The organism is Streptomyces sp. NPDC058239, from assembly GCF_042882185.1.
Classification (GTDB): Bacteria; Actinomycetota; Actinomycetes; order Streptomycetales; family Streptomycetaceae; genus Streptomyces.
Map to the genome: position 1 here is coordinate 36,795 of NZ_JBHVWS010000053.1, position 25,500 is coordinate 62,294.

15 protein-coding genes, 1 pseudogene and 1 riboswitch are annotated in these 25,500 nt (G+C 70.7%); of the genes and pseudogenes, 8 read left to right on the plus strand and 8 right to left on the minus strand.

Annotated features, from left to right (window positions below):
- Window positions 1-110: 110 nt before the first annotated feature.
- A riboswitch (FMN riboswitch) is annotated at window positions 111-241 on the minus strand.
- Between the two features lie 268 nt (window positions 242-509).
- Both ACFVYE_RS37650 and ACFVYE_RS37655 read left to right on the plus strand, forming a co-directional pair.
- Window positions 510-2,849, plus strand: a complete 2,340-nt coding sequence (locus tag ACFVYE_RS37650; RefSeq protein ID WP_389608441.1) for a chitinase C-terminal domain-containing protein — start codon at window positions 510-512, stop codon at window positions 2,847-2,849.
- 79 nt (window positions 2,850-2,928) lie between these two features.
- Window positions 2,929-3,675: an SDR family oxidoreductase gene (locus ACFVYE_RS37655; protein ID WP_389608442.1), complete on the plus strand. Its 747-nt coding sequence runs from the start codon at window positions 2,929-2,931 to the stop codon at window positions 3,673-3,675.
- Here the strand turns inward: ACFVYE_RS37655 and ACFVYE_RS37660 are convergent.
- A complete protein-coding gene (locus tag ACFVYE_RS37660) occupies window positions 3,659-4,849 on the minus strand; it encodes an ROK family protein (RefSeq protein WP_383973040.1) in 1,191 nt (396 codons plus the stop codon). The genes ACFVYE_RS37655 and ACFVYE_RS37660 overlap by 17 nt on opposite strands.
- A gap of 150 nt (window positions 4,850-4,999) precedes the next feature.
- Here ACFVYE_RS37660 and ACFVYE_RS37665 point away from each other — a divergent pair, with 150 nt between their 5' ends.
- The gene (locus tag ACFVYE_RS37665; protein WP_383973038.1) at window positions 5,000-6,232 is read left to right on the plus strand and encodes an MFS transporter; all 1,233 of its coding nucleotides are present in this window, start codon (window positions 5,000-5,002) and stop codon (window positions 6,230-6,232) included.
- A gap of 315 nt (window positions 6,233-6,547) precedes the next feature.
- The gene (locus ACFVYE_RS37670; protein WP_383973036.1) at window positions 6,548-7,933 is read left to right on the plus strand and encodes a uracil-xanthine permease family protein; all 1,386 of its coding nucleotides are present in this window, start codon (window positions 6,548-6,550) and stop codon (window positions 7,931-7,933) included.
- A 279-nt stretch (window positions 7,934-8,212) separates the two neighbouring features.
- Here the strand turns inward: ACFVYE_RS37670 and ACFVYE_RS37675 are convergent, their stop codons facing one another.
- From ACFVYE_RS37675 to ACFVYE_RS37690, 4 genes are all read right to left on the minus strand, one after another.
- On the minus strand, window positions 8,213-8,929 hold the full coding sequence (locus ACFVYE_RS37675; protein WP_383973034.1) for a zf-HC2 domain-containing protein: 717 nt from the start codon (window positions 8,927-8,929) through the stop codon (window positions 8,213-8,215).
- Window positions 8,926-9,498: a sigma-70 family RNA polymerase sigma factor gene (locus ACFVYE_RS37680; protein ID WP_383973032.1), complete on the minus strand. Its 573-nt coding sequence runs from the start codon at window positions 9,496-9,498 to the stop codon at window positions 8,926-8,928. The genes ACFVYE_RS37675 and ACFVYE_RS37680 overlap by 4 nt, the downstream gene beginning before the upstream one ends.
- Window positions 9,499-9,619: 121 nt before the next feature.
- On the minus strand, window positions 9,620-10,618 hold the full coding sequence (locus ACFVYE_RS37685) for a DUF1996 domain-containing protein (RefSeq protein ID WP_389608443.1): 999 nt from the start codon (window positions 10,616-10,618) through the stop codon (window positions 9,620-9,622).
- 88 nt (window positions 10,619-10,706) lie between these two features.
- Window positions 10,707-11,645, minus strand: a complete 939-nt coding sequence (locus ACFVYE_RS37690; protein ID WP_389608444.1) for a CHRD domain-containing protein — start codon at window positions 11,643-11,645, stop codon at window positions 10,707-10,709.
- A gap of 219 nt (window positions 11,646-11,864) precedes the next feature.
- Here ACFVYE_RS37690 and ACFVYE_RS37695 point away from each other — a divergent pair, with 219 nt between their 5' ends.
- From ACFVYE_RS37695 to ACFVYE_RS37705, 3 genes are all read left to right on the plus strand, one after another.
- The gene (locus ACFVYE_RS37695) at window positions 11,865-12,335 is read left to right on the plus strand and encodes a hypothetical protein (protein ID WP_383973026.1); all 471 of its coding nucleotides are present in this window, start codon (window positions 11,865-11,867) and stop codon (window positions 12,333-12,335) included.
- Between the two features lie 126 nt (window positions 12,336-12,461).
- Complete coding sequence (locus ACFVYE_RS37700; RefSeq protein WP_383973024.1) at window positions 12,462-12,794, plus strand: hypothetical protein; 333 nt, start codon at window positions 12,462-12,464, stop codon at window positions 12,792-12,794.
- A 78-nt stretch (window positions 12,795-12,872) separates the two neighbouring features.
- Complete coding sequence (locus ACFVYE_RS37705) at window positions 12,873-13,496, plus strand: hypothetical protein (RefSeq protein WP_383973022.1); 624 nt, start codon at window positions 12,873-12,875, stop codon at window positions 13,494-13,496.
- A 173-nt stretch (window positions 13,497-13,669) separates the two neighbouring features.
- Here ACFVYE_RS37705 and ACFVYE_RS37710 read toward each other — a convergent pair whose 3' ends face one another.
- From ACFVYE_RS37710 to ACFVYE_RS37720, 3 genes are all read right to left on the minus strand, one after another.
- Window positions 13,670-18,067, minus strand: a complete 4,398-nt coding sequence (locus ACFVYE_RS37710) for an FtsK/SpoIIIE domain-containing protein (RefSeq protein WP_389608445.1) — start codon at window positions 18,065-18,067, stop codon at window positions 13,670-13,672.
- A 112-nt stretch (window positions 18,068-18,179) separates the two neighbouring features.
- Complete coding sequence (locus tag ACFVYE_RS37715) at window positions 18,180-18,476, minus strand: WXG100 family type VII secretion target (RefSeq protein ID WP_266735754.1); 297 nt, start codon at window positions 18,474-18,476, stop codon at window positions 18,180-18,182.
- A gap of 98 nt (window positions 18,477-18,574) precedes the next feature.
- The gene (locus ACFVYE_RS37720) at window positions 18,575-24,679 is read right to left on the minus strand and encodes a putative T7SS-secreted protein (protein WP_389608446.1); all 6,105 of its coding nucleotides are present in this window, start codon (window positions 24,677-24,679) and stop codon (window positions 18,575-18,577) included.
- A gap of 158 nt (window positions 24,680-24,837) precedes the next feature.
- Here ACFVYE_RS37720 and ACFVYE_RS37725 point away from each other — a divergent pair.
- A pseudogene (locus tag ACFVYE_RS37725) lies at window positions 24,838-25,500 on the plus strand (hypothetical protein); the annotation flags it as partial.

Below are 25,500 nucleotides of genomic sequence, written 5' to 3' on the forward strand. Positions count from 1 at the left end.
GACGACAGATGAAGCGGGAACGCAACAGAGGACGCCGAATGCCGAAAACACGGATGGATCGGTTGCCCGAAGACCATCCGCCGACGGCGGCGTACCCGTGAAACGGCCCGCCGCGCACTGCCTCCCATCCGGACTTTAACCGTCGGTCCAGGAATCTCACCTGGTCAACCGGCCGCTGGATGCGGACGGGTCGCGGACTATAACCGCCGGTTCGGAATTGCACCGACCCCGGAGTGCGCTGCTGCTGGTACACGATCAGTGTGCCACGCCCGCTCATGGGCCATACGGGTGAGCACCTGTGGAGTGGCTCACAGCAGTCCCGGGGCGGGGCCCACAACGGGACAGTCGGGCCCTAAAGGTCCAGACCTATTGACGCAATGGTCTAGTCCTCTTAATCTCTGCGTCACCTCCGAGGAGCGATCCCGCGGTGTGCGCACACCGCGGGACATCAACACGGCCCGCCCCCTTGTCAGTTGTGTTCTGCCGAACCTCCCCGGGAGGAACCGAACGTGCTGTCCCCCACCCGTGCGAGAGCCACCCTGCTCGCAGCCTGCGCCACCGTCGCCGGACTGCTCATGGGCTCGCTCGCGGCCACCCCGTCGGCTGCCGCCGACCAGGAGTCCTGTCGCCCCGACGGGCTCTACGAGACCCCCGGTGCCGCCGTCCCCTACTGCTCCATCTACGACACCGAGGGCCGCGAGAAGATGGGCGCCGACCACCAGCGGCGGGTCATCGGATACTTCACCGACTGGCGGACCGGGAAGGACGGCAGGCCCGCCTATCTCGCCTCCGACGTCCCCTGGGACAAAGTCACCCATTTGAATTACGCGTTCGCCCACATCGACGGCGACAACATGATCTCCGTGGGCGCCGACGGCCCGGACAACGCCTCGACCGGCATGACCTGGCCGGGTGTCGCGGGCGCGGAGATGGACCCGGACCTCCCCTACAAGGGCCATTTCAACCTGCTCAACAAGTTCAAGAAGAAGTACCCGAACGTGAAGACCATGGTGTCGGTGGGCGGCTGGGCCGAGACTGGCGGCTACTTCGACGGCAGCGGCAAGCGGGTGGAATCCGGCGGGTTCTACTCGATGGCGACCAACGCCGACGGCTCGGTCAACCAGGCCGGCATCGACACCTTCGCCGACTCGGCTGTCACCTTCATCAAGAAGTACGGCTTCAATGGCGTCGACATCGACTACGAGTACCCGACGACCATGAAGGACGCGGGCAACCCGCTGGACCGGACGCTGTCCAACGCCCGCCGGGCCGGCCTGGTCAAGAGCTACGCCGCGCTGATGAAGACCCTGCGCGAGAAGCTCGACCGCGCGTCCGCCGCCGACGGCAGGCACTATCTGCTGAGCGTGGCCGCACCCTCGTCCGGCTATCTGCTGCGCGGTATGGAGACCTTCCAGGTCCAGAAGTACCTGGACTACGTCAACATCATGTCGTACGACCTGCACGGCGCCTGGAACGAGTACGTCGGGCCGAACGCCGCGCTCTACGACGACGGCAAGGACGCCGAACTCGCCCAGGCGAGCGTCTACTCGACCTCGCAGTACGGCGGTACGGGCTACCTCAACACCGACTGGGCATACCACTACTTCCGCGGCTCGATGCCGTCCGGCCGGATCAACATCGGGCTGCCGTACTACACCCGTGGCTTCAAGAACGTGCAGGGCGGCACGGACGGACTGTGGGGCAGGGCCGCCACCACCGAGTGCCCGGCCGGCGCGGGTCTGACCAAGTGCGGCGACGGCGCCGTCGGCATCGACAACCTCTGGCACGACCTGGACTCCAACGGCAAGGAAGCGCCCGCCGGTTCCAATCCGATGTGGCACGCGAAGAACCTGGAGAAGGGCATCGTCGGCGACTACGTCACCGACTACGGATTCGCCGCCGACACCCGACTGACCGGCACCTACGTCCGCAAGTACGACACGACACTGGTCGCGCCGTGGCTGTGGAACGCGGACAAGAAGGTCTTCCTCTCCACCGAGGACGAGCAGTCGGTGGCCGCGAAGGCGGACTACGTGGTCGACAAGGGCATCGGCGGCACGATGATCTGGGAGCTCGCGGGCGACTACGACTGGAACGCCGCCAAGGGACAGTACGAGCCGGGCTCCACGCTCACCTCGACGATGTACGACACGTTCAAGTCGGCCACCCCGTACGGCGCGAAGCGGTCCACCATCGACCTGCCGGCCCAGGCGCTCGACATCGATGTGTCCTTCGACCAGTTCCCGCTCGGTGACTCCAACTACCCGATCAGCCCCAAGCTGAAGATCACCAACAACACGAAGGCGACCCTGCCGGGCGGCACGGAGTTCCGGTTCGACTACGCGACGTCGGCGCCCGCCAACGCCAAGGACCAGTCCGGCTTCGGTACGACGATCGTGCGCAGCGACCACACCGCCGCCGACAACATCGGCGGGCTGAAGGGCGACTACAACCGCGTCTCACTGAAGCTGCCGAGCTGGCAGAGCCTGGCTCCCGGAGCCTCGGTATCGGTGGACTTCGTCTACTACCTGCCCACCTCCACACCGTCGAACTGGACGGTGACCTTCGGCGGGAAGTCGTACGCGCTCGCCGCCGATCTGGCGCGGGGCACCTCGCTGGTGGAGCCCGGCACGGGCCCGTCGCCGTCGCCCGACCCGTCGACCAGCCCGAGCCCGGACCCGACCGGTGGCAGCTGCACCGCTCCCGCCTGGAGCGCGACCTCCGAGTACGGCACCGGTACGACGGTCAGCCACGGCTCGCACCAGTGGAAGGCCAGGTGGTGGACGAAGGGCGAGACGCCCGGCTCCACCGGTGACTGGGGTGTCTGGCAGGACCTCGGGGCCTGCTGACCCTCCCCCGACCGCCCGGCGGTGACCGGTCCGCCCCCGGTCACCGCCGGGCTCGCCCGCGCTCTGAGAGGGTGGATGCATGACGACGATTCTGGTGACCGGCGGAACCGGAACACTCGGCCGGCAGGTCGCGGACCGGCTGCGCGCGGGTGGGCAGGACGTACGGGTGCTGAGCCGCCGCTCCAAGCCGTACGCGGTCGATCTGCGCGACGGCAGGGGACTGGACGCGGCGGTCGAGGGCGTGGACGCGATCGTGCACTGCGCCTCCATGCCGCGCGGTGGCGACGACACGGCGGCCGGACATCTGATCGAGGCCGCGCATAGGGCGGGCGTCCCCCATCTGGTCTATATCTCCATCGTCGGTGTGGACCAGCTGCCGCTCGGCTACTACCGGATCAAGCGCCGGGTCGAGCGGATGATGGAGCAGTCGGAGGTCGGCTGGACGATCCTGCGGACCACCCAGTTCCACGACCTGGTCCTGCGCGTCCTGGCCGCAGCGGCCAGGATGCCGGTGATGCCGCTGCCCTCAGGGGTACGGATGCAGCCGGTCGGCTCCGGTGAAGTCGCGGACCGGCTGGCCGGGTTGGCCCTTTCCCGACCGGCCGGCCGGGTGCCGGACATGGGCGGACCCGAGATCAGGGCATTCCCCGAACTGGCCCACGCCTATCTCCGGGCGACCGGAAAGAAGCGGACCCTGATGCCCGTGCGGCTGGCGGGCAAGGCGTACGCCGGATACCGCAACGGAGACCATCTGAACCCCGAACGGGCCGTGGGGAAGGCGACGTTCGAGGAATTTCTCGCCGAACGGTTCAGCCGGACGGAGTGAACAGCTCGTCCTGAGCCGCCTCCCGGGCAGCGAGCAGCGCGCCGCGGAGCACCGCGGCGCCGCCGAGCCGGCCGGCCCTGACCTCGGTGCGAAGCGGGGACATCATGGCCAGCCGCTCCTCGACCCGTGCCGCGAGCCCGTCACCGCCCGCGTGGCCGACCTCGCCCGCGAGCAGCACACAGCCCGGGTCGATGACGGAGGCGACGGCGGCGGCGCCGAGCGCGAGACGTTCGGCGAGGGCGCCCAGGAAAGCCTCGCTCTCCCCCTCACCCGCAAGCGCGGCCCGTACGGCGAATGCGGCGCCCGGCTCCTTGTCCCCTTCGGCCGCGCCCGGGGGCACGTATATGCCGTGGGCGGCAGCCAGTTCGCAGACCGGGGCGGAGCCCACCAGCGAGTGGAACCCGCCGTCGCAGTTGACGGCCGACGGAATGCCGATCGTGCCGGGCACCGGCAGGAAGCCGATCTCGCCCGCGCCTCCCGAGGCGCCGCGGCGGAGCTTCCCGTCCAGCATGACGGCAGCGCCGACGCCGTGGCCGAGCCAGAAGAGTACGAAGGTGTCCCGGTCGCGGGCCGCGCCGATGCGCTGCTCGGCGACGGCGGCGAGATTGGTCTCGTTCTCGACCAGCACGGTGGCGGGCAGCCGTTGCTGCAGCACCCGTACCAGTCGTCGGTGCCAGGCGGGCAGCCCGGTGGTGTCGCGCAGTTCGCCGGTGACCGGGTCGATCAGACCGGGTGCGCCGATTCCGACGCTGTGCAGCGGGGCTGCGCCCGCCTCCCTCGCGGTGCGTTCCAGCAGCGCGGCGGCCTGTTCGGCGGCGGCCTCGGTGTCGGTGTCGCTGCCGATGGGCAGGGTGGCCTCGGCGAGCGTGGCACCGAGGAGATCGGCGACGACCACGGCGACGCTGCCGGTGCGTATGTCGAGTGCGGCGAGGTGGGCGCGGTCGGCGGCAATCCCGTACAGCCGGGCGTTGGGGCCACGGCGCTCGGAGCCGGACTCGCCGACCACCCGGATCAGACCGGCCCCCTGCAGCCGTTCGACGAGGTCGGCGACGGTGGGGCGGGAGAGTCCGGTCAGAGTCTTGAGCTGTGTGGCCGTCAGCGGGCCGTCCTGCTGGAGCAGGCGGAGGGCGAGCCGGTCGTTCATGGCCCGGGCGGTGCTCGGTGATGCGGGCATGCCGGGATCCTTCCAGATCACTGCCACACGGAGACGAAACCTTGATGGTCTATTTATCAGGCAGGGTTCCTGATAGTTTACGGCCCGCACCGTGGAGACGGGCGCCGGAGTCGCCGGCGGCCGAGGATTCCCAGGGGAGGGCACGGCGGTATGACAACGGATTCCACAGAGACGGCCTTCGGCATGAAGCAGGTGAGGCGGGCCAGGTTCGCCGTCGCTGCGGTCTTCACCGTGCACGGCGCGGTGACCGGCAGCTTCGCCACCCGGGTGCCCTGGATCCAGGACCACGCGGGCGTCAGCGCCGGGCAGCTCGGTCTCGCCCTGGCCTTCCCGGCGATCGGCGCCTCCCTCGCCATGCCGCTGGCCGGTGCGGTCAGTCATCGCTTCGGCGCCAGGACCGCGCTGCGCGGACTGCTCGCCCTGTGGACGCTGGCGCTGATCCTGCCCGCGCTGGCACCCAACCTGCTGACGCTGTGCGCCGCGCTCTTCGTGTACGGGGCATCGGCCGGCATGTCGGATGTGGCGATGAACGCCCTCGGCGTCGAGGTGGAGAACCGCCTCGACAAGTCGATCATGTCCGGGCTGCACGGCATGTGGAGCGTGGGCGCCCTGGTCGGTTCGGCGGCGGGCACGGTGGCCGCGCACCTGGGCTCCGACGCCCGGCTGCACCACACGATCGCCGCTCTGGTGCTCACGGCGCTCGGGCTGATCGCCTGCCAGGGCGTACTCGATCTGCGCAGCGAGCCCGACGAGGAGCCGCCGCCGCGCTTCACGCTGCCGCCGAAGTCGGCGCTCATCATCGGCGCGGTGGGCTTCTGCGCGGTGTTCGCGGAGGGCGCCAGTCTGGACTGGTCGGCGATCTACCTCCGGGACATCATGGACACCTCCGCCGGGCTCGCCGCGGCGTCCACGACGGCGTTCGCGCTGACGATGGCGGTCGCCCGGATCGCCGGTGACAAGGTCGTCGACCGCTTCGGATCGGTCAGAACCGTACGGGTCGGCGGTGCCCTCGCGACGATCGGCGGACTGCTCGTGGTCGCGTCACCGAACGCGGTACTGGCGATGTGCGGTTTCGGGCTCCTCGGCCTCGGTGTCGCCGTGGTCGTCCCGCTCGCCTTCGCGGCGGCCGGACGCAGTGGCCCGAACCCGAGTCAGGCGATCGCGGGCGTCGCCACCATCACGTACACCTCCGGGCTCATCGCCCCGTCCGCGATCGGCTCGCTGGCCGAGGCGACCTCGCTGGTCGTGTCGTTCGGCCTGGTGACGGTGCTGGCGTTCGGCCTGGTGCTGGGGGCCGGGGTGCTGCGGGCGGGCGACCGCAGGGCCGTGTCGTCCCCGGCCGCCGGTGCCCCGAGCGCGGCGGCCGCCGAACCGCGTCCCTGATCCGTCGCACCGGCGGACGGCCGGCCGGCCCCGCTCCCGCTCCCGCTCCCCCGCCTCACCTGCGTCGTCCGTGTTCGAGACGGCCCGGCCCGGCCGCGGACACTCCGCGGCCGGGCATTACCATGACGCTGCTCATTTCCGCGGCGGCGACGTGCCCGGCAAGGGCCGCAGAGCACGACGACCCGGGTCGAATCCCCACCCTCATGGCCCGTCCTGTCGGCATGCGCCTGAACCGCGTGTTCCGCTAGTCGTCGAGCACCCGGTCCGGCCGGCGGATCTCAGCACCACCCCAGCAACACATCGAGGAGCAAGACCATGGCGGGCTTCGGCTGGAAGCTGCACGGCGACGGCAAGAGCCTCGCACCGGGCGAGGTCGTGAGGCCGGACGAGCGGCTCACCTGGGGGCGCACCGTCGGTCTCGGCGCGCAGCACGTGGTCTCCATGATCGGAGCCTGCTTCGTCGCCCCCGTCCTGATGGGGCTCGACCCCAACCTCGCCGTGATGGCCTCCGGCGTGGCCACCATTCTCTTCCTGTTGATCACCCGGGGCCATATCCCGAGCTACCTGGGCAGCAGTCTGTCGTTCATCGGTGTCGCCGCCGTCATCAGCACACAGGGGGGTGACGCGGCGACCCTCACCGGTGCGCTGCTGGTCGTCGGCGCAGTCCTCTTCCTGTGCGGGGCAGTCGTCCGCGCTCTCGGGGCCCGCGTCATCCACGCGGTGCTGCCTCCGGTGGTCACGGGTGCGGTAGTCATGCTGATCGGGTTCAACCTGGCGCCGGTCACCGCCGGTACCTACTGGCCCCAGGACCAGTGGACGGCTCTGCTGACCATGCTGTTCACGGGCTTCGCCCTGGTCGTGCTGCGCGGCTTCTGGTCCCGTATCGCGATCTTCCTCGGGCTGGCCTTCGGGTACGCCGTCTCATGGGTCTTCGACCGCGCGTTCGGCAAGATCCACTCCCCCGCGGGCGGCGCCGAGTCGGTCGACCACTGGCGCCTCGACCTCTCGGGCGTGTCCAAGGCGGACTGGATCGGCCTTCCCGCCTTTCATGCCCCGAGCTTCTCGCTCTCGGCCGTTCTGGTCGCCCTGCCCGTCGTCATCGCCCTCGTCGCCGAGAACGCGGGACACGTCAAGGCGGTCGGTGAGATGACGGGCGAACCGCTCGACGACCGGCTCGGCACGGCGATCATGGCCGACGGTGCGGCGACCGTGCTGTCGACGTCCGTGGGCGGCCCCGCCACCACCACGTACGCCGAGAACATCGGTGTCATGGCCGCCACACGTGTCTACTCGACCGCTGCCTACTGGTGCGCGGCGGGCTTCGCGATCCTGTTCGGGCTCTGCCCCAAGTTCGGTGCCGTCGTGGCCGCCATTCCCGGCGGCGTCCTCGGCGGCATCACGGTCATCCTCTACGGCATGATCGGCCTGCTGGGCGCCCAGATCTGGGTCCGTTCCCGGGTCGACCTCTCCAACCCCCTGCACCTGGTGCCGGTGGCCGCGGGTCTCATCGTCGGAATCGGCAATGTGAGCCTGAAGCTCACGGACAACTTCCAGCTCAGCGGCATCGCGTTGGGAACGCTGATCGTCCTGATCGGCTACCACGCCCTGCGCGCCATGGCTCCCGCCCACATGACAAACGAGCCTCCACTCCTCGAACCGGACAATCTGGGGTACGACCGAGGGCTGCCGGGCGGATCATGATCGCAGGCGCCGCCACCGGTCGTGCAGGCGAGGTCGATCAGCCCAGTCATCGTTCCACCCTGCGGGTACACGGCCCGAACACCCGCCGACACCGGCCGATACCAACCGACGGACTCATCGTGTCAGCGGCTCTGAGCGCCCGGATCAGTGAGGCCGTTCCAACTGGGAACGGCCCCCACTCATCCGGGCGCCACGGGGCAGGTCACGATCTGCGTCCGGATCCGCGCCTCACCATCAACAACGTCATGGAGTCGCCCGTCGCGGCCGGGCCCGAGAGGTTCAGACCTTGACGGACACGTACTCCTTTCCCTCGTCGTTCTCGATCACGACCTTCTGTACGTCGTCCATGGGGACGGCCGCCGAGCCGTCGAGGTTGGCGCCCTTCTCCTCGTCGGCGACGAGCCAACTGCCCGCGATTTCGCGGCTGCCGTCCTTCGCGACGACCACCACACGGCAGCGCTCGCCCGCCGGGATGCCCGTGACCGAGGCGTTGAGGCGGATCCAGTCGACGGCCGGGGTCACCCGGAGCCGCATCTCGCTGCCGGTCGAGGCGCTGCGGCCCTCAACGACCTTCATGCCGCCCGGCTGAGCCGGTGGCACGGTCGCCGCGACCGAGGGGGCCGGGGGTTTCGCCTCATGGGTCCGTTCGCCGGTGTTCTGGCCGATCAGGAAGCCACCGCCGAGGACGGCTGCCGCCGCGACCGCCGCGACCGCGCCCAGGACCGCTCTTCGCCGCAGCGTCTGCCCGGCGCGTTCGCTGCGGACCTGCCTCAGCGTGCGCTGGAGCAGCAGGTCACCGCCTTCCGGGGGCCCGTCGAGGAACGCCTCCGGGGGTACTTCGCCGAGCGCGGACTCCATGTCCCGCAGCCCGTCCAGTTCGTCGCGGCACTTCTGGCACGACGCCATGTGTTCGTCGACGGTTCGCACCTCCTGCTCATCGAGCGCACCGAGGACGTAGGCGCCGAGCAGTTCGCTGTCATGTTCCTTGGTGCTCACACCGCCACCCCCTTCAACGCCACCAGCTTCACTGCCTTCGGTCTGTCCGCGTACACGTCCCGCAGGGCCTTCAACGCATAGTGTGACCGGGACTTGACCGTCCCGGGTGGTATCCCGAGTCTGTTCGCCGTCTCGGCGACGCTCCGGCCCTGGAAGTAGATTTCCATGAGCACGTCCCGGTGGTCCGGGGAGAGCCGGTCGAGCGCCTCCATGACGACCATCGAGTCGACCACGGCGTCCGCGTGGTCCTGCTCGACGGGCTGGGTGGTCACCGACTCGGCGACCTCCGTGGGGCGCGCGGCCTTGGCCCGGTACCGGTCCGTGATGATGTTGCGGGCCACGGTGAGCAGCCAGCCGCGTACCGAGCCCTTTCCGTTGACCAGCGCATCCGGGTGTTTCCAGGCCCGGATCAGGGTTTCCTGGACCACGTCCTCGGCGGCGCTGCGGTCGCCGGTCAGGCGTTGTGCGTACGCGAGCAGGGCTCTGCCGTGTTCCTCGTAGAGGGACCGGATCAGTGCCTCGTCACCGGTGTCCTGTCTCTGCCGGCTGCGGGACCACAATGCCGCCATCCATCTTCTCCGTCCTCTCCTGGGCCGATGCGCTGAACACGGACGGCGGGCCGGGCCGGTTCAATCCTGGGCCGATGTGAGCTGAATCACAGAGCGGTCGGGGGTCGTGCGAGGGTCCTGGTCACCCGGACTTGCACTGCCGGTCCTCGTTGATGCAGCGCACCAGCTCCGCCATGCGGTCCCCGGTCATCACGTTCACGAACATCGCGTGGTCGGTGATCGGATCGCGCAGCTGCTCCGGGAAGGAGTCGACGGCGAACGGCGTACCCTCCGGGAGTTCATAGGTGAGGGTGACGCGCAGTTGCGGCACGGGGAACATGGCCCTGGGGCAGGTGCCGTCGGCGGCGGGGAACTGTGCGTGCGCGCGGTGGTCGGGGCTGTCGGTGGCGAGGCCGTTCCAGCAGCTCGGGAAGTCCAGGGTGCGGGTCGGTCCGCTGCCTTGCGGGCAGCGTGCGTAGTTCCGGGTGAACCGGTCCGGGTAGCCGGAACAGCCCCACTGGGCACGGGCGTTCCCGCTGTCCGTGGTGGCCGCGACCGGGTCGCCCGTGATCAGCCGCAGGAAGCGGGGCATGCCGACGACCGAGCTGACCGGGTTGCCGCGGAACTCCACCCGCACCGAGGATGCGGTGACGACCTCGCCGGTGTTGCCGTGGGCGCCGACGCCGGCCTTGTGTGCCTCGCCGGTGTGGTCGAGGCGGCGCAGCACCGGCCAGTAGTACGTGGACCGGTCGCCGCCCGCGCAGGTGGTGTCGGCGGCGGCCAGAGTCCGGTCGGTGGACAGGGCGTCGGTGGAGAGATTGCCGACGTAGTCGTGGGTGTGGTGGGCGCCGTTCACGACGCCCGGGGAGATCACGACGTTGTCCATGTTGTAGTGGCCCTGTTCGTTGCGGCCGCAGTCGACGACGTACGAGCCGGTGGACGCGTCGGGTCCGGCCGCGGGCGCCCGGATCGGCACAACGGTCCCGAGGTCCACGTACTTGTCGTCGGCGGGTGCGCCGGACACCGTGGCAGCCCTGTCGGCGCCGAACGTCATGACGCCCAGGAACACGATCAGCCCGAGCGTCACGGGCAGAATCCCCCAGAACAGAAGGGAGTTGGGGAAGGGCAGCTTGATCCGCACGGAAGCAGGGTGTCACCAGGGGCCGGGGCAATCAAGATTTGCCCACAAGCCACCCGCGAAACTTCCGTCAACCCCTTGCCCGTGGACGTCAGCGGAACAACTGCCCTCGTACGGCACCGCCGGGGAACTCCCGGGTGTGCAGGTTCGAGTAGAAGCCGGTCGGGCTCCCCTTGAGGCGTGCGATGACCTCGGCGTCGGGGACGCTGACGCTGCCGGAGATCGCGAAGACGTTCTTCGGTACGGGAGTGACGAACAGCGGGAGCCGTACGTCGCCGTTCTCGCCGAGCACTCCCTCGTGGATGTGTCCGGCCAGCGGCGCCCCGATGTTCACCCAGGCCATGGAGTAGTCGACGCGGTCCGTCCTCGGGTGCAGGAACGTGGTGCTGTGCCCGTCCGGGTCGCCCGCCTTGCCGGGGTCGTCGGCCGGGACCTCCTGGCCGCCGTCCGCGAGCGCGCGCAACTTGCCGCCCCTGATGATGCTGAGCGGGTTCACCGGCTTCTCCAGGAGCCGGAGTTGGCCGCGCACCGCGCCGCCGGGGAACTCCTCGGAGTGCAGGTCGACGTAGAAGCCGCCGGGGTCGGTGCGCAACTGCCGGGCGAGCGCGGCGGAGGACATCGAGGTCTGCCCGGCGGCGGAGTTCACCGAGGCGGGCATGGCCGTGCCGAACAGCGCGGCCTTCACCCCGCCGTCGCTGCCGGGCCGGCCCCGGTGGAGGTGGCCGCGCGTCGGCCTGCCGATGCCGTTCCAGGTGAGGGCGAAGGTGACGCGGTCGCCCTTGACCTTGACGAGCGCGACGGCCTTGCCGTCCTGGTCGCCCGCGGTGGGCCCGTCCTGGTCGCCGGTGAGCCGGGCGATCAGGGAGACGGCCGGTGCCTGCGCCGCTTCGGCGGTGGCCGCCGAGACCCCGGCGCCACGGGAGCCCCCGGCGTCGGGGCCGTCCTCGGCCAGCGCCGGGCTCGTACCGGCGAAACCGGTGAGACCGGCGACGAGCACGGCGGCGGCCGCCGCAACAGTGAGCCTGCGCATGTCTTTCGTCCTTCCGCGAGTGGGGCTTCCAGTCGGGGCCCTTCGCGTCGACGAACGGACGGACGGCCCGGGCGGTTCAACGCCGCCCGCGATCCGGGCTGTCCGGGGCCGGAGCGCCGAAGGGGGCGGATGCGCGCTGAACCCGATGCGCAGGGAGCACGTGTGGGCACGGGGAACTCGCCCCGTCGCGTTTCACGACGTACGAGAGAGGTCATCACCATGCGTGCAAGCAAGGCTCTTTTCGCGATCCCGCTGGCCCTGGGACTTGTCGCCTGCGGTGCCGGGAGCGACGGCGACACCAGCGGCGGCAAGAGGCCGGTCAAGACCGCGCCCGGCACCGAGGTCACCGTGGCGGACGTCGGGCTCGGCTCCATCCTGGTCGACGGCAAGGGCCGCACCCTGTACGCCTTCACCAAGGACAAGGACACCGCGAGCAACTGCGACGCGGAATGCATCGCCGTATGGCCCGCGCTGACCAGCCCCGCCCCCGCCACCGCGGGCCAGGGCGTCAGGAAGTCGCTGCTGCGCGAGGCGAAGCAGTCCGGGGGTGCCGTCCACGTCACTTACGGGGACTGGCCGCTGTACTACTACGTCGGTGACACGGCGCCCGGTGACATCAACGGACAGGGTCTGGACGGCGAGTGGTTCGCCGTGGCACCCGACGGCAAGCTCGTCCGCAGGGCCGCGTGACCCTCCCTGCGGCTCCGCCTCCCGTACGCCCTTGATCCGGCGGGTCGTTGAACCGTCCCGCGTCCACGGTCGTTCCTGGAGCGGGGCGGGACATGCCCGCCGGACGACGCGTACGAGGGAGGAGCCTTGGCCGAGATCGAGATGCCGGGAGACGAGGTGCAACGTCTCGGTGAACTTCTGGGCCGGGTGATGGATCTCATCGACACCCGGCCCTCGGGCTACGACCCCGAGGACGTCGGCCCGCCACTGGTGCGCCCCGGCACCAACTTCGACGACGCGTGGAAGGACGGGCGCGTGCAGGTCAAGCGGAACAGCAAGGACCTCAAGGACGCCTGCGAGGCCATCGTGAAGGCCTTCGAGGAGTTCGACACCAAGATGGGCTCTTCGCTGAAGGAAGGCGGCGGCAAGGACGGTGGCGGCGACGCACCGCCCGCCGGGAAAGCCGCCCGGCCGTCCTAGGACGACGGCCTCATCGATCCCCCCGTCGGCCCGGCCCGAAACGAGCCCGGCCCGAAACGAACTGAGGAGCACGGTCCCATGACCACTGGTTCGCACACCTTCGGGATCGCCATCCCGGAGAACTGGACGGAGTACGACCTGCACGGCGACACGCTCGCCGAGCGCCGCGCCGAGATGCTGCGGCACGCTCCGCAGAAGGAGACCCGGGACGCCATCAACCACACGTTCCGCAGCGCGCGGCGCATCATGGAGGGCGCCCGCAGGCGCGGCGCCGTCTATGCGGCGGGTACCACCGCCATGTACGAGGACGGCCTGTTGATGGCCGGGCTCATGGTGTTCAGCGTGAAGCCGCCGCCCGGTGAGGACTTCTCCGCCAAGGGCATCACCGAGCAGTTCTCGGCCACCGGGCGCCGCCGCGAGAACACCACCCGGACCCTCACGACGGCGACGCTGCCCGGTGTCGGTCCGGTCGGCCGGATGGCCGGCATCGAGGAGACGGAGATCGCCGACGGTGTCTCGTACAAGATGGTGGTGACGCACACGTTCGTGCCGGTTCCCGGTGGTGAGCGGGTCCTGATCATCACCTGCTTCAGCCCGAACATCCCGCTCGCCGAGCCGCTGTACGACCTCTTCGACGCCATCACGTCGACGTTCGCCTTCGGCGAGAAGGAGCCGTTGGCCGCCAGCGCGGCGACCACCTGATCGACGCCGGCCTCGCGGAGGGCCCGGCCGTTCCTGGGAGGAACGGCCGGGCCCTCTTCTTCGCGTGTGCCGGAGGCCGGAAGGCCTCCGCTCCCCCGGTGGCCGGACGGGAGCGGAGGCCGGGCCTTGCTCTGTGGTGCGGTACGCGGTGGTGCCGTACGCCGTGCGGTCGGTCAGTCCACCGTCGTCGCGGGCACGCGGACCGTGGTGAAGCGGCCGTCGCCGAGCTGCAGGTGGGCGCGGCCGGGTTCGCTGTCCTGTCCCATCAGGCCGCGTGGCAGCCGGGCGCCGACGAGTTCGCCGTCGCCCATCAGGCGGGGCGCGAGCAGGGCGCCGCAGCGGTTGCGGCGTACGGCGGCCTGCCAGCCGCCGATGCCGCCGAGCAGCGCCTCGTTGTTGCCGGCCATGATCAGGCCCCAGCCGTCCCCGGCGCTACCACGGGCGAGCGCGACGAAGTCGGTGTCGAGCTCGGAGTTGATCATCATTTCGGCATCGTCGACGAGGATGGCTCCGGCGGGGCTGTCCACCTTGCCGAGTGCGGCGCGGAAGTCGGCGACCGCGACGTCGGCGTCGGTGAAGACCTCCACGATGCCGGGCTGTCCGGCGAGGTGGCGCAGCGGTGAGTTGCGCGGCGCGATCACCACGATCTTCGTGCCGGCAGCGGTCAGCGACTTCGCCATGGTGAGCAGCACCGTGCTGCGGCCCGACCTCGGCGGACCGGCGACCACGAAGGACGGCACCTGCGACAAGTCGGTGCCGATGGCGGCGAGTTCGTCGCCCCCGACGCCGATCATCGCCCACAGCGGGGAGACGCTGTGCGGCTTGCGGGCGAGCGCGTCCGCGAAGTCCAGCTCGTCGGGCAGGACGTCCACGCGGAACGCCCTGCGCTCGGCGGGCACGTCGGCGTCGCGTTCCCCGACCCGTTCGGCGAGTACGCCGAGTGCCTGGGCCTGGCCCGCGCCGGTGGCGTCTGTGCGGGCGCTGCCGTCGCTGCCGGGGATCAATGCGATCTGAGCGCTGTCGGTGTCCTTGGCGAGCACACCGCGACCAGCCGGGAGGTCCTCGGGGACGTCGCGGGAGTGGAGGCCCACCATGGAGTAGTCGGTGCGGTCGTTGAGGCGCAGGACCAGCTTGTCCTCGGTGGTGGAGGAGAACCGGTTCTGACCGAGGATGCGGTCACCGGTCAGGACCAGGTGCAGGCCGACGCTCGCGCCCTCGCGCATGAGCAGGGTCATGGCGTCCATCAGGCTGCCCTGGTCGTAGTTGGCGAAGTCCCGCTCGAACGCCTCGAACCGGTCGACGAGCAGCAGGATGTGCGGGGGCCGCTCCGCCTCGGGCAGGACGCGGCGCAGCTCGGTGAGGTCGGCGACGCCCCGCCTGCCGAGGAGTTCACGGCGCCGCCCGACCTCGGCGACCAGGCGGTTCAGGAGGCGGGTCACCCGTTCGACCTGGCCCCGGTCCACCACGGCACCGCAGTGCGGCAGTCCGCTGAGGGCCTGGAGGGCGCCGTTGCCGCAGTCGAGGCCGTACAGGTGGACGTCGGCGCAGCCGTGCGCGCCGGTGAGAGCGGCGGCGAGGGTCCGCAGCGCCTGGGAGCGGCCGCTGCGCGGCGAGCCGATGATGTACAGATGACCCATCTCGTCGGGATCGAAGGCGAGTTGACGCTGCGCCTGCTCGGTGGGCACGTCCACGAGGCCGTACGCCACCGGGGTGAGCCGCCCGTCCTTGGCCGCCTCGGGCCGCGCGGGCAGGTCGGCGAGGGTGAGGACGTCGGGCAACGGGGGCAGCCAGGGGCGGCGGGCGGGCGGTACCGAGAGCTGGGTGGCCGCGTCGCGTACCGCGTCGACCAGGACCGACAGGTCGGTGACCGGCTGGAAGGTGTCCTCCTGGGCTTCCGGCCTCGGCATCGGGGCGCCGAGGGCCTCCCAGTGGAGTTCGGTGAGCACCGGCGCCGGACGGTCCTCGTCCGTGGCCGACGCGTCGAGGCGGCGGCCGCCGATCCGGCCTGTCTGGAACGGCAGCAGCGCCGCGTGGCCGAGCCTGGCGTGGGCGCGGCCGGGGGTGCGGGGCGAGAGCTGCCCGGAGTCGGGGGCGTCGATGATGTCGCGGCTCTCGCCGGTGTCGGTGGTGCGCAGCGCGATCCGCAGGTTGGTGTTGGCGCGGATGTCGGCGGTGACCGCGCCGGAGGGCCGCTGGGTGGCGAGGATCAGGTGGATGCCGAGGGAGCGGCCCCGCTGGGCGATGTTGACGAGTCCGGAGACGAAGTCGGGGAGTTCCCGCACCATCGACGCGAACTCGTCGATGACGAGGACGAGCCGGGCCATGGGGGCGAGTTCGGGACGGCGGGTGCGCTTGTCGGTGTAGTCGTCGATGTCCTTGGCCCTGGCCTCCGCGAGGATGTGCTCGCGTCGCTTCAGTTCGGCGCCGAGGGACACCAGGGCCCGCTCCACGAGGTGGGTGTCCAGGTCGGTGACCATGCCGACGGTGTGCGGCAGGTCCTCGCACTCGGCGAAGGCGCTGCCGCCCTTGTAGTCGACGAGCACGAAGTTCAGCTCGTCCGGCCGGTTGGCGACGGCGAGGCTCGCCACGAGGGACTGGAGCAGTTCGGACTTGCCGGATCCGGTGGTGCCCGCGATCAGGCCGTGCGGCCCGTCGGCGGCCAGGTCGACGGCGAACGGACCGTCCACGCCCTCTCCGACCACGGCGCGGGTGCTGCGGGCGGCGATCACCCAGCGCGCGGCGACGGCGTCGGGGGTGGGCGGTTCGAGACCGAGTACGTCCAGGAGCCGGGCGGAGGCGGGCAGCAGGTTCTCGTCTGCGTCGTCGCCCACGTCGCGGATCGGCGCGAGCGCGCGGGCCACGCCCACGCACCAGGAACGGGTCGGCGCGTCCATGCGGACCTCGTCGACGGGGTCGGCGCTGTCCTGCTCGGCGCGCAGCCACTTCGGCCCGGCCACGGCCACGGCGCGGCACTCCTCGGGCAGGAGCCGGGCCTCGTCGTCCACGCACAGCGCGTACACGCCGACGGCCGGTCCGTCGCGGAGGATCTGGATGACGCCGGGCAGTGAGCGCAGTCTCCGGGCGCCGTCGAGGACGACCAGGACGTCGGGTTCGCCCGCGGCGCCGCCGCGCGGTGCCCGGTCGCCGGCCTCCTGCCGGGCGGCGATCACGGCGGTGAGTTCGGCGATGCGGCGGCCCACGGACTCGGCGCTCGCGCCGACCAGCGAGATGGTGTCCTCGCCGAGGGGCGCGCAGTGCGGCAGCCAGTGCACCCAGGACCAGCGGTCCGCGCCGCCGGTGCCGGACAGTACACAGATCCGCAGGTCGGAGGGGCTGTGCAGGACGGCGGCCTGGGCGATCAGCCAGCGCACCAGCGGCTCGGCGGTGGCACCGCCGGCGACGCCCATGACGCCGGCGGCGCGCAACGGCACGGTCACGGGCACGGCGTGCGTGGTGCGGTCGACCCTGCGGCGGTGTTCCGGCTCGGCAGGGTCCTGGAGCTCCACATAGGCGGGGCGGTCGGCGACGCCGAGCCGCATCAGCAGGAAGTCGCTGTCGCGCCAACGACGCTCCCACAGCCGCTGACGCGGGCCGGTGGCGATCAGGAGGGCCGACGCCGGGTCCGGCGCGGCGAGGCGCCGGGCGTGCTGTTCGGCGAGCACCGCCTCGTCCACGTCCTGTTCCAGTGCGGCCTTCTTCTCCTCGTACTCCTTGAGCTGGTCCTCGTAACTCTCCTTGCCCCGGCGCTTGTTGGAGAACTGGGAGATGAGGGCGACGACCGGGGAGAGGACACCGAAGACCAGGAACCTGGGGTTGTTGAAGATGACGAACGAGACACTGGCCATCATCAACGGTGCGAAGATCAGCATGAGCTGGAGCTTGTTGCGGGTGGGTTTGCCGGGCGGCACGGGGAGCTGGAAGCGGTTGTTGACGGGCGGGGGCAGCAGCCGGGGCGGCCGGTTGTAGTCGAGCCCCACGCCGTCGTCGGAGGGCTGGAGGGCGGCGTCGGGCACGGAGGGCGCGGCCAGTTCCAGCAGGGCCGGGCCGATGGTGAGAACGCCGCCGAGCGGCCATGTGGCCCAGTCCCGCGCCTCGGTGCCGTCGCAGGTGACGCCGTCCTGGTCGACGGAACGCACGGTCGCGGTGGCGTCGGCGTGCACCTTCAGGCGCGCCGCGGTCTTCGCGAGCCCATCGGCGCGGAGTTGGACGCGGCAGGACGCGGCGGAGCCGATCTCGTAGTCGCCGGGCGGCAGCCGGAACACCACTCCCGCGTCGGCGCCGCCGACGCCGCGCAGTTCCACGACGCCGTCCGGCTCCGGGCCCGCCTCGGGCGCGGGGGCGTCCAGGGACAGCAGGCTGCCGGAGCGCAGTGCGGCGGCGGCCATCGGCTGGTCGGCGGGGAGCGGGGTGGCCCCGTGGTAGAGGACGGGCGGTGTTGTCGGGGTGCCGCCGCGCAGCCGCCGGTGCAGTTGCTCGGCGAGTTCACCCGCGGGGGCCTCGGGGTCGGCCTCGATCATGATGTCCGCGGTCTGACCCTGCTCCGGGTCGACGGCGGTGACGGTCAGACGCATCGTCAGTGCTCCTTGGGCACGGGGGTCACCAGGGGTTGCCAGGGGTGCGGGTACGTCGGCCGGGCCGGACCGGAGAGGGGGCCGGCCCGGCCCGGCCGACGTCCGGGCGGGGTCACTTGCGGAGGCTGGAACCCATCTCGGAGTCGAACTGGGTCATGCCCTCGCCGTACTTCTTGATGTACTCGGAGATGCCCGTGAGGCCCTCGGTGACCTTGCCGTAGTTGTCCGTGTACTCCTGCACGAAGGGCTGGAAGTCGTTCCTCGCCGACGGGGTGTTGTAGCCGTCGGCGGTGAGCGCGTCCAGGTCGGCCTTGATCTTGTTGAGCTGGGCGACCGCGATCTCGTACTCGTTCATGGTCTGCGTGGCGGCGGCGCCGGTCTTCTCGTCGTTCACGATGTAATCGGCCATCGGAATGTCTCCTGTTTCCAAGTCGGTTGTGCGGATGGGTATTTCATGGAGCAGTTCGTGGACCCGCGCCCTACACACGAGGGGTGCGGTCATTCGGTTCAGACCTTGATGGGGGCTTCTTCCGGCGGATTCGCCAATTCGGTGTCCTGGTTGGAGTTGACGGCGCCGAGGGTTTTCGTGGGAAGCGAGGCGAGGGGCACCTCGGGTCCCTTGGTCTTGAATCCGTGGTCGTTCTCGACCTTCTTGCCGGCCAGGGAATTGCCCACGCCGTAGCCGAGTTTGATGCCCGCGTTCTCCAGGGTGGTCTGTGCGTCGGCGCCGTTGGCGCCCACCTCGTAGCCGACGCTGACGGCCTGGCCGACGGCGCCCTTCAGGATGCTGGTGAGGGCCTCGTAGCCGTAATCGTGGAGGTCGGTGACGGAGGTGGGGCCACCCGCGTAGGCGTGGTAGTCGTGGATCGGTGTGTGCTGCTCGTTGAAGGAGCCGTTCGCGTCGACCTCGGTGAGGGTCTTGCCGTTGGCGTCCTTCACCTGCACGGAGCCGTTGTTGTTGACCAAGACGTCGAACGTGGTCTGGTTGCCGTTGTTGTCGGTCGTGATGACGGTGCCTTCCACGCCGTCCTTGGTGACGGTGAACGTGGTGTTCTCGCCGCCCGCGGTGTTGCTGAACGTGGTGCTGCCGTCGGGGTTCTGCGTGATGGTGACGTTGCCCGTCTGGCTGGTGGTGGTGGCGGCGCCGTTGGCGAAGGTGGTGGTGGCGCCGCCGCCGCCGGGGGTGACGACGGGCGCCGTGCCCTGCCCGCCGGTGACGGTGGTGTTGTTGCTGAAGGTGACCTGCGGGGGTCCGGCAGGCCCTTCCTGTCCTGCTCCGGGTTGCGCCCCCGGAGCCACGCCGGGCCCGGTGAGGGTGCCGTCCGGTCCGACGGTGACCTTGTCACCGGGCTGGTTGCTGCCGGGCACGGACACGTCGAAGGAGCCGTCGCCGTTGGCCTTCACGTCGAACGGGCCGTTGTGGACGGTGGAGTCGCCCTTGCCGCCGACCGGGACGTCCACGGAGGGCCCGCCGCCGTTGCCGCCCACCGTGAAGGTCTCGGGGCCCGGCGCGGGGCCGAGGTTGAAGGGGTTGTGCGGGCCGTCCAGGATGTCGGACTTCTGGCCCGGCGTTCCGGCGTTCTCCACGTCGCCGGGGCTCTTGCCGAGGGAGCTGTTGCCGGTGCCGACGCTGGTGTTGCCGCCGTAGAAGCCGTCGTGGTGCACGACGGGGCCGCCCCCGGGCGTGGGCACGGTGATGCCGCTGTTGCCGTCGCCGGTAACGGTGCTGATGGTGGTGTCGCCGGGGTTGTTGCCGATGGGGTTGCCCGCCGTGTCGACGGGGAGATTGGTGGCCGGGTCGAAGTGGGTACCGGAGGGGCCGAGGCCGGTGACGCCGCCGGGCGCGAAGGTGCTGGTGGCCGGTCCGTACGTGACGGAGAACTCGCCCTCGGGTCCGCCCGCGTTCGGGCCGTGCACGACGGTGCTGCCGGGCTCGTGGACCGGGTCCGCGCCGTGTGTGGTGATCGTGGGACCGTCCGGGCCGTTGGACAGGGTGTTCTGGCCACCTGTCATGTCCGGTTTGCCGAACAGGCCCCAGCCCTCCTGCTGCGGGGTGTTCACCATCACCTGGGTGTTGGTGCCGGTGATGCCGGCGCCGCTCGGCGAGTTGTTGACCGTGGCCTGGCCGTTGTTGTCGACGGTGTGGCTGACGCCGGAGTCGTGGTGGACGGTGGCGGTGGCCGGGCCGGTGCCGTCGTTGCCGATGGTGGTCGTGAACCCGTCGCCGGTGAACGTGGTGGTCTGCCCGTCCGACGAGATGGTGGCGCCGTTGTTGTTGGTGATCGTGCTGGGGGCCGGTGCGGGTGCGCCGCCTGGGGGCGGTGGGCCGCCCGCGGGGTTCGGGGGCGGCGGCACCTTCGCCTCGGCCCCGTCGGGGGTCTGCGAGGTGATCGTGCCGTCGGGTCCCGAGTTGACGGTCGTGGCCGGACCACCGGGTGCCTGGTGGTGGGTGAAGGTGACGGCGCCGCCCGGATCGAGCGTCGTGTCGACGCCCTGGGTGCTGACCCCGTTGGTGCCGACATCGGCCTGCGCACCGCCGGCTCCGGTGTCGGTGAAGGTGGCCACGGGGTTGTTGGCGGCGTCGGTGTTGGCGGTGATGGTGACCGGGCCGTTGGTGACGGTGCCGGTGTTGTCCACACTGAAGTTGCCGTTGTTGTCGGCGGCGGTGGTGCCGTTCGGTCCGGTGACGACGGTGCTGTTGGGCCCCGCCGGGGCGTTGTTGCTGATGGTGCCGTCGTTGTTGATCGTGCTGTTCGCGGTGTTGGTGCCGTTGACGTCCGTCTGGGCACCGTTCCCCGTCAGGGTGGTGTTGCTGCCGCCGGAGGTGGTGACCTGCGTCGGGTTGGCTCCGTCGGCCGGGTTGACGGTGACCGAGGCGGGCCCGCCCTGCGGTCCGACCGTGGTCTGGCCGTCTCCTCCCGTACTCACCGACGTACCGTTCTGACTGACGGTCGTGACGCCGTCCGGGCCCTGGCTGACCTGGACCGGGTTGACGGTGCCCACGCTGCCGCTGATGCCGTTCGGGCCGTGACTCGCCTGGATCGGGCCATTGCTGACGGTCGTGGTGCCGTTGTCGCCGACCGTGACCGTGGTGTTGCCCGGACCGCCCGTGTTGACCGTCTGGCTGCCGGCTCCGGCGGGCGCGGACTTGGTGACGGTGCCGTCGCCGTGGACGCTGGTGGTGCTGCCGTCGGCGGTGGTGACCTGGGCGGGGTCCTGTCCCGTGGGCGGTTTTACGGTGACCGAGGCGGGCCCGCCCTGCGGTCCGACCGTGGTCGGGCCGTTGCCGCCCGTACTCACCGACGTACCGTTCTGACTGACCGTCGTGACACCGTTCGGGCCCTGGCCGGCCTGGATCGGATTGCCGGTACCCACGCTGCCGCTGATGCCGTTCGGGCCATGACTCGCCTGAATCGGGCCATGGTTGACGGTCGTGGTGCCGTTGCCGGCGACCGTCACCGTGGTGCCGTTCTGGCCGTGGACGGTGACCGAGTGGCCGCCGCCGTTGTCCACGGAGATGGTGGTGTTGCCCGCGTTCACCGGATTTCCGGGGGTCGGCTGCGGCACGGCCGGCGGGACCGGGTTGCCCTGCGCGTCGTTGGCCGTGATGGTGCCGTCGGCAGCGACGTTGATCTCCTGGTCGCCGTGGGCGATGCTCGCCGAGCCGTCGTTGTGGACCGTGGTCGAGCCGCCGATGGTGACGCCGTCCGCGCCGTGGCTGATCCCGTCGACCTGGAACTTGCCGTTGGGGTTGATGGTGAACGTCGTGCCGTCCGGGGCGCTGAACTTGATGTCGAGCGGCGAGAAGTCGACCTTGCCGCCGGGGCCCGTGGCAGTGCCGCCACCGTTGCCGTCCGTGGTGATGCCGTTGACGGCGACGCCGCCGCCCGGGCCGACCGAGACCTGCGGCTGACCGCCGGGCGGCGTCACGTCGAGGCCGCCTCCCGGCTTGGTGGTGACGGCGGTGCCGTCGGGGCCGTTGAAGGTGACCGGGGCGGCGCCGGATGGGCCCACGGCGATGTCCCCGTTCGGATTGACCGTGACCGGCGGCTGGGTGCCGGAGGGGTTCAGGTCGAACTGGCCCTGCGGGTTGACGGTGAACGTCCCGCCGTCGGGCGTGCTGAACTTGATGTCGGTCGGCGAGAACGCCACGTTCCCCCCGCCGCCGGTGACCGTACCGCCGCCACCGCCGTCGGTGTTGATGTTGCCGGTGGTAATGGAGCCGTCCGGGCCGACCGAGACCTGCGGCTGGCCGCCGGGCGGCGTCACGTCGAGCGAGTTGCCCGGCCCGTTGAACTGCACCGTGTCGGGGGTGGGGCCGCCGGTGTTCACCGTGAACCCCGTGTGGTCGAGCGTGGTCGCGGGCCCGCCCGGCGTGGTGATGGTGGCGCCGCCGCCCGGGGGGATGGTGGTGTTCACGTTGGTGTCGGTGAAGGTGACCGGGCCGCCCGCGTTGGCCGGGGGCAGGTTGACGTTCTGGCCGCCGCCGTTCCCGTTGACGACGCTCACGTCGCCGTTGTTGCCGATGCCGGCCTGTGTGCCGTCCGGCAGGGCGAATCCACCGCCGGGGTTCCCTGTGTTGCCGTTGAGCGTGGTGTTGCCGAAGTTGATGTCGACGTTGCCGTCGGCGGGGTTGTGGGTCGCCACCGGCTGACCCGCCGGGGGGCCGTTGAAAACCGAGTTGACGCCGTTCGTGTTGTCCGTGGTGAGCCCGCCACCACCCACGGTCGTGGAGCCGCCGTTGTCGGTCAGGGTGAGGCCGTTCGGGGTGGAGATCGTGTTGTTGTTCACCGTGAACTCCGGCGTGGGACCACCGCCGTCACCGCCGGGCGAGCTGAACGTCGTGGTGCCGTCCGGCCCCTTGGAGACCTCGCCGAACGGTCCCGAGGTCGTGAAGCCGCCGTTCGGGCCCAGCTCCGTGGAGAGCGCGGGCTTCTCCGACTGCGCGGGCGCGAACTCGCCGCCGAGCCCGCCGGTGATCTGCTCCTTCGTGGTCGGGCCCTGGACCGGGGTGCTGATCGTCGTCGTGTTGCCGTTCGAGGTGATGACGTCCCCGTCCGGGCTCTTGATGGTGTTCGTGCCGTTCGCGGTCGTCGACGTGAACCCGTCCGGTGTCGTGGTGGTCGTCGACGTCTCGGGCCCCGGGACTCCGAAGGGCAGGTCGTCGGGGGCTTCGACCTGGTCGGCCTTGGGACCGGGCGGAGTGATCTTCGTTTCGGTCTTCGCGCCGTCCGGGGTCGTTACCTTCGTCTTGACCTCGCCCGTGGTGGGGTCCGACTTGGTCTGGCCGTTGATGCCGTGGAAGCCGGTCTTCTGCCCGCCCTTGGTGTCGTTGAACAGGACGTTGCCGGGTTTGAACTTGCCGTCGACGACACCGAGGCTGTTCACGGAGAACGCCTTGTCGATGTTGCTCTTGAACTTGCCCTTGGTGGTGAAGGCGTCCTTGATGCTGGTGGCGAACTTCGTCCCGCCGAACAGGGTGAGGGCACCGGCCGTGGCGGCGCCGAGCGCGGCACCCTTGGCGGCCGAGGCCGCGTCGAACTTCTTCCCGTCGATCCACGCCGTGAGCCCGCTCGCCAGGAAGCCGAGGCTGAACTCGGTGGTCACGTCGATCGCGAACTTGGCACCGAGGGCCAGACCGGGGGACGTCTTGAGACCCACGAGTCCCTTGGACAGCGGGTCGATGATCTTGCGGATGAACGTCGAGTTCTTCAGGGCCGCCGAGACAGCCCCGGAAGCGGTCCCGACGCCCTTGCCCACCTTGGCCAGGAACGGCGCGAGCTTCGCCAGCTTGCCCGCCGCCCCGACGATCTTCCCGAGCCCGCCGAGCAGGACACCACCGGGTACGAGGGTGAGCAGGCCGATGATGATCTCACCGGCGTCGATCTTGCCCTGCGACACCATCCGGATCACCGACACCGCGAACAGGATCGCGCCCAGGATGAGACCCACGACCGGGAAGAACACGGCGACGATGCCGATGATGACACCGGCGATGATCTCCACCAGCGGGTTGTCCGCGAGGAAGTCACCGAACGCCTTTACGAAGTCCCGTGCGGGGATGGCCTGTTCAGCGGCGTCGTCGAGGATGATGGTCGCCTTTTCGGACCCCTCCTCGCGCACCCGCTGCGCCATGCGGCCGAGCTCCTCGGCGGCGGACAGCGCCTCCTTCGCGGCGTTCACCTCGCCCTGCTGCGTCTGGTGGGTCTCGGCCTGCTCCGGGGTGGCGTCCGCCGCGAGCGCCGGGACCTCCGTCTTCGCGGTGGCGGCGACCTCCTGGCCCTGGTCGATGGCCCGGTCCAGCAGGTCCTGGGCGGTGGTCAGGGTGTTCGCGTACTCGTCGTAGGCGCCCGCAGCGGTGCGGAAGGAGTCCCTGGTCTTCTCCAGGAGCCCCGGCAGGTCCTTGGTGATGCGCGTCTTCAGGGCATCCATCGCCTGGCCCTTGCCGCGGCGCAGCGCCCCGTCGTCGCGCAGCAGCTCGACCGCCTCGCCCGCTCCTTCGCTCAGCTCCTGATAGGTCTTGGCCAGTGTTCTGATCGCCTCCGGGTTCCCGGGGGTCGGGTCCTCCCCGAACCCGAGCACCTCCCAGCCCGTGGCATGCCGACGCGCCATATCCAACTCCTCCCGGCTACAAGCCCGTTCGGCACCTCCTAACGGGGTGTTCGACGTTTCGGTTCAGCTCGTTGAACCGCCCCGGGGTTCCGTGCGTGTGACGGCCGACGCATCAGCAGTGCGCGTCACCAGGCCCCGTACGGAGGAGGACGAGAAGGATGCGCGACGCCCCGAGGACGACGAACGAAGCGCGGCGGCCGGCGCCGTGGCGCACGACGGCACGGGTGACGGCGGTGTGCGGCCTGGTGGCCGTCACCTGGCTGGCGCTGCCCGCACCGGCGCAGGCTCTGGGACCGGTACGGGCTCCGGACTCCGTACCGGTCCTGGCAGCCGTGCGGGCGCAGCCCTCCCGGGCGCTGCGGGCCGACGAGGTGACGAAGTACTACGTGGTCAAGTCCGCGCAGGAGAACGGCGGCGAGCAGGAGACGCTGTTCGGGATCGCGCAGCGCACCCTCGGCGACGGCGACCGGTTCGAGGAGATCCTGGTCCTCAACAGCGGGCGCCAACTGCCGGACGGTTCGGCTTTCGTGAGTCCCGATCAGCTGACCCCGGGCTTCCCGCTGATCCTGCCGGAGGACGCGAACGGGTCCGGCGTGGAGTTCGGTGTCCTGCCCGAGGAGAACGCCGACGCGGCGAAGCCCCCCGCGCCCAGTGCCTCCCCCGCACCCCGCGCCGCGGCCGGCCGGAGCTCGGGACCGTTCGCCGGGCTGGGCGACCGGGTCGGGTCGCCCTGGCTGATCGGGGGTGTCGCCGGCGTCACCGTACTGACCGTGGTGATCGTCGCGCGGCGTCCGATCGGCCGGGCCGTGCGCGCCACCGGC

Bases quoted from the DNA above. Each gene is read 5' to 3' on its own strand.
- ACFVYE_RS37655 (WP_389608442.1), top strand. From the start codon at position 2,929: ATGACGACGATTCTGGTGACCGGCGGAACCGGAACACTCGGCCGGCAG.
- ACFVYE_RS37660 (WP_383973040.1), bottom strand. From the start codon at position 4,849: ATGCCCGCATCACCGAGCACCGCCCGGGCCATGAACGACCGGCTCGCC.
- ACFVYE_RS37665 (WP_383973038.1), top strand. From the start codon at position 5,000: ATGACAACGGATTCCACAGAGACGGCCTTCGGCATGAAGCAGGTGAGG.
- ACFVYE_RS37670 (WP_383973036.1), top strand. From the start codon at position 6,548: ATGGCGGGCTTCGGCTGGAAGCTGCACGGCGACGGCAAGAGCCTCGCA.
- ACFVYE_RS37680 (WP_383973032.1), bottom strand. From the start codon at position 9,498: ATGGCGGCATTGTGGTCCCGCAGCCGGCAGAGACAGGACACCGGTGAC.
- ACFVYE_RS37690 (WP_389608444.1), bottom strand. From the start codon at position 11,645: ATGCGCAGGCTCACTGTTGCGGCGGCCGCCGCCGTGCTCGTCGCCGGT.
- ACFVYE_RS37695 (WP_383973026.1), top strand. From the start codon at position 11,865: ATGCGTGCAAGCAAGGCTCTTTTCGCGATCCCGCTGGCCCTGGGACTT.
- ACFVYE_RS37705 (WP_383973022.1), top strand. From the start codon at position 12,873: ATGACCACTGGTTCGCACACCTTCGGGATCGCCATCCCGGAGAACTGG.
- ACFVYE_RS37710 (WP_389608445.1), bottom strand. From the start codon at position 18,067: ATGCGTCTGACCGTCACCGCCGTCGACCCGGAGCAGGGTCAGACCGCG.
- ACFVYE_RS37715 (WP_266735754.1), bottom strand. From the start codon at position 18,476: ATGGCCGATTACATCGTGAACGACGAGAAGACCGGCGCCGCCGCCACG.
- ACFVYE_RS37720 (WP_389608446.1), bottom strand. From the start codon at position 24,679: ATGGCGCGTCGGCATGCCACGGGCTGGGAGGTGCTCGGGTTCGGGGAG.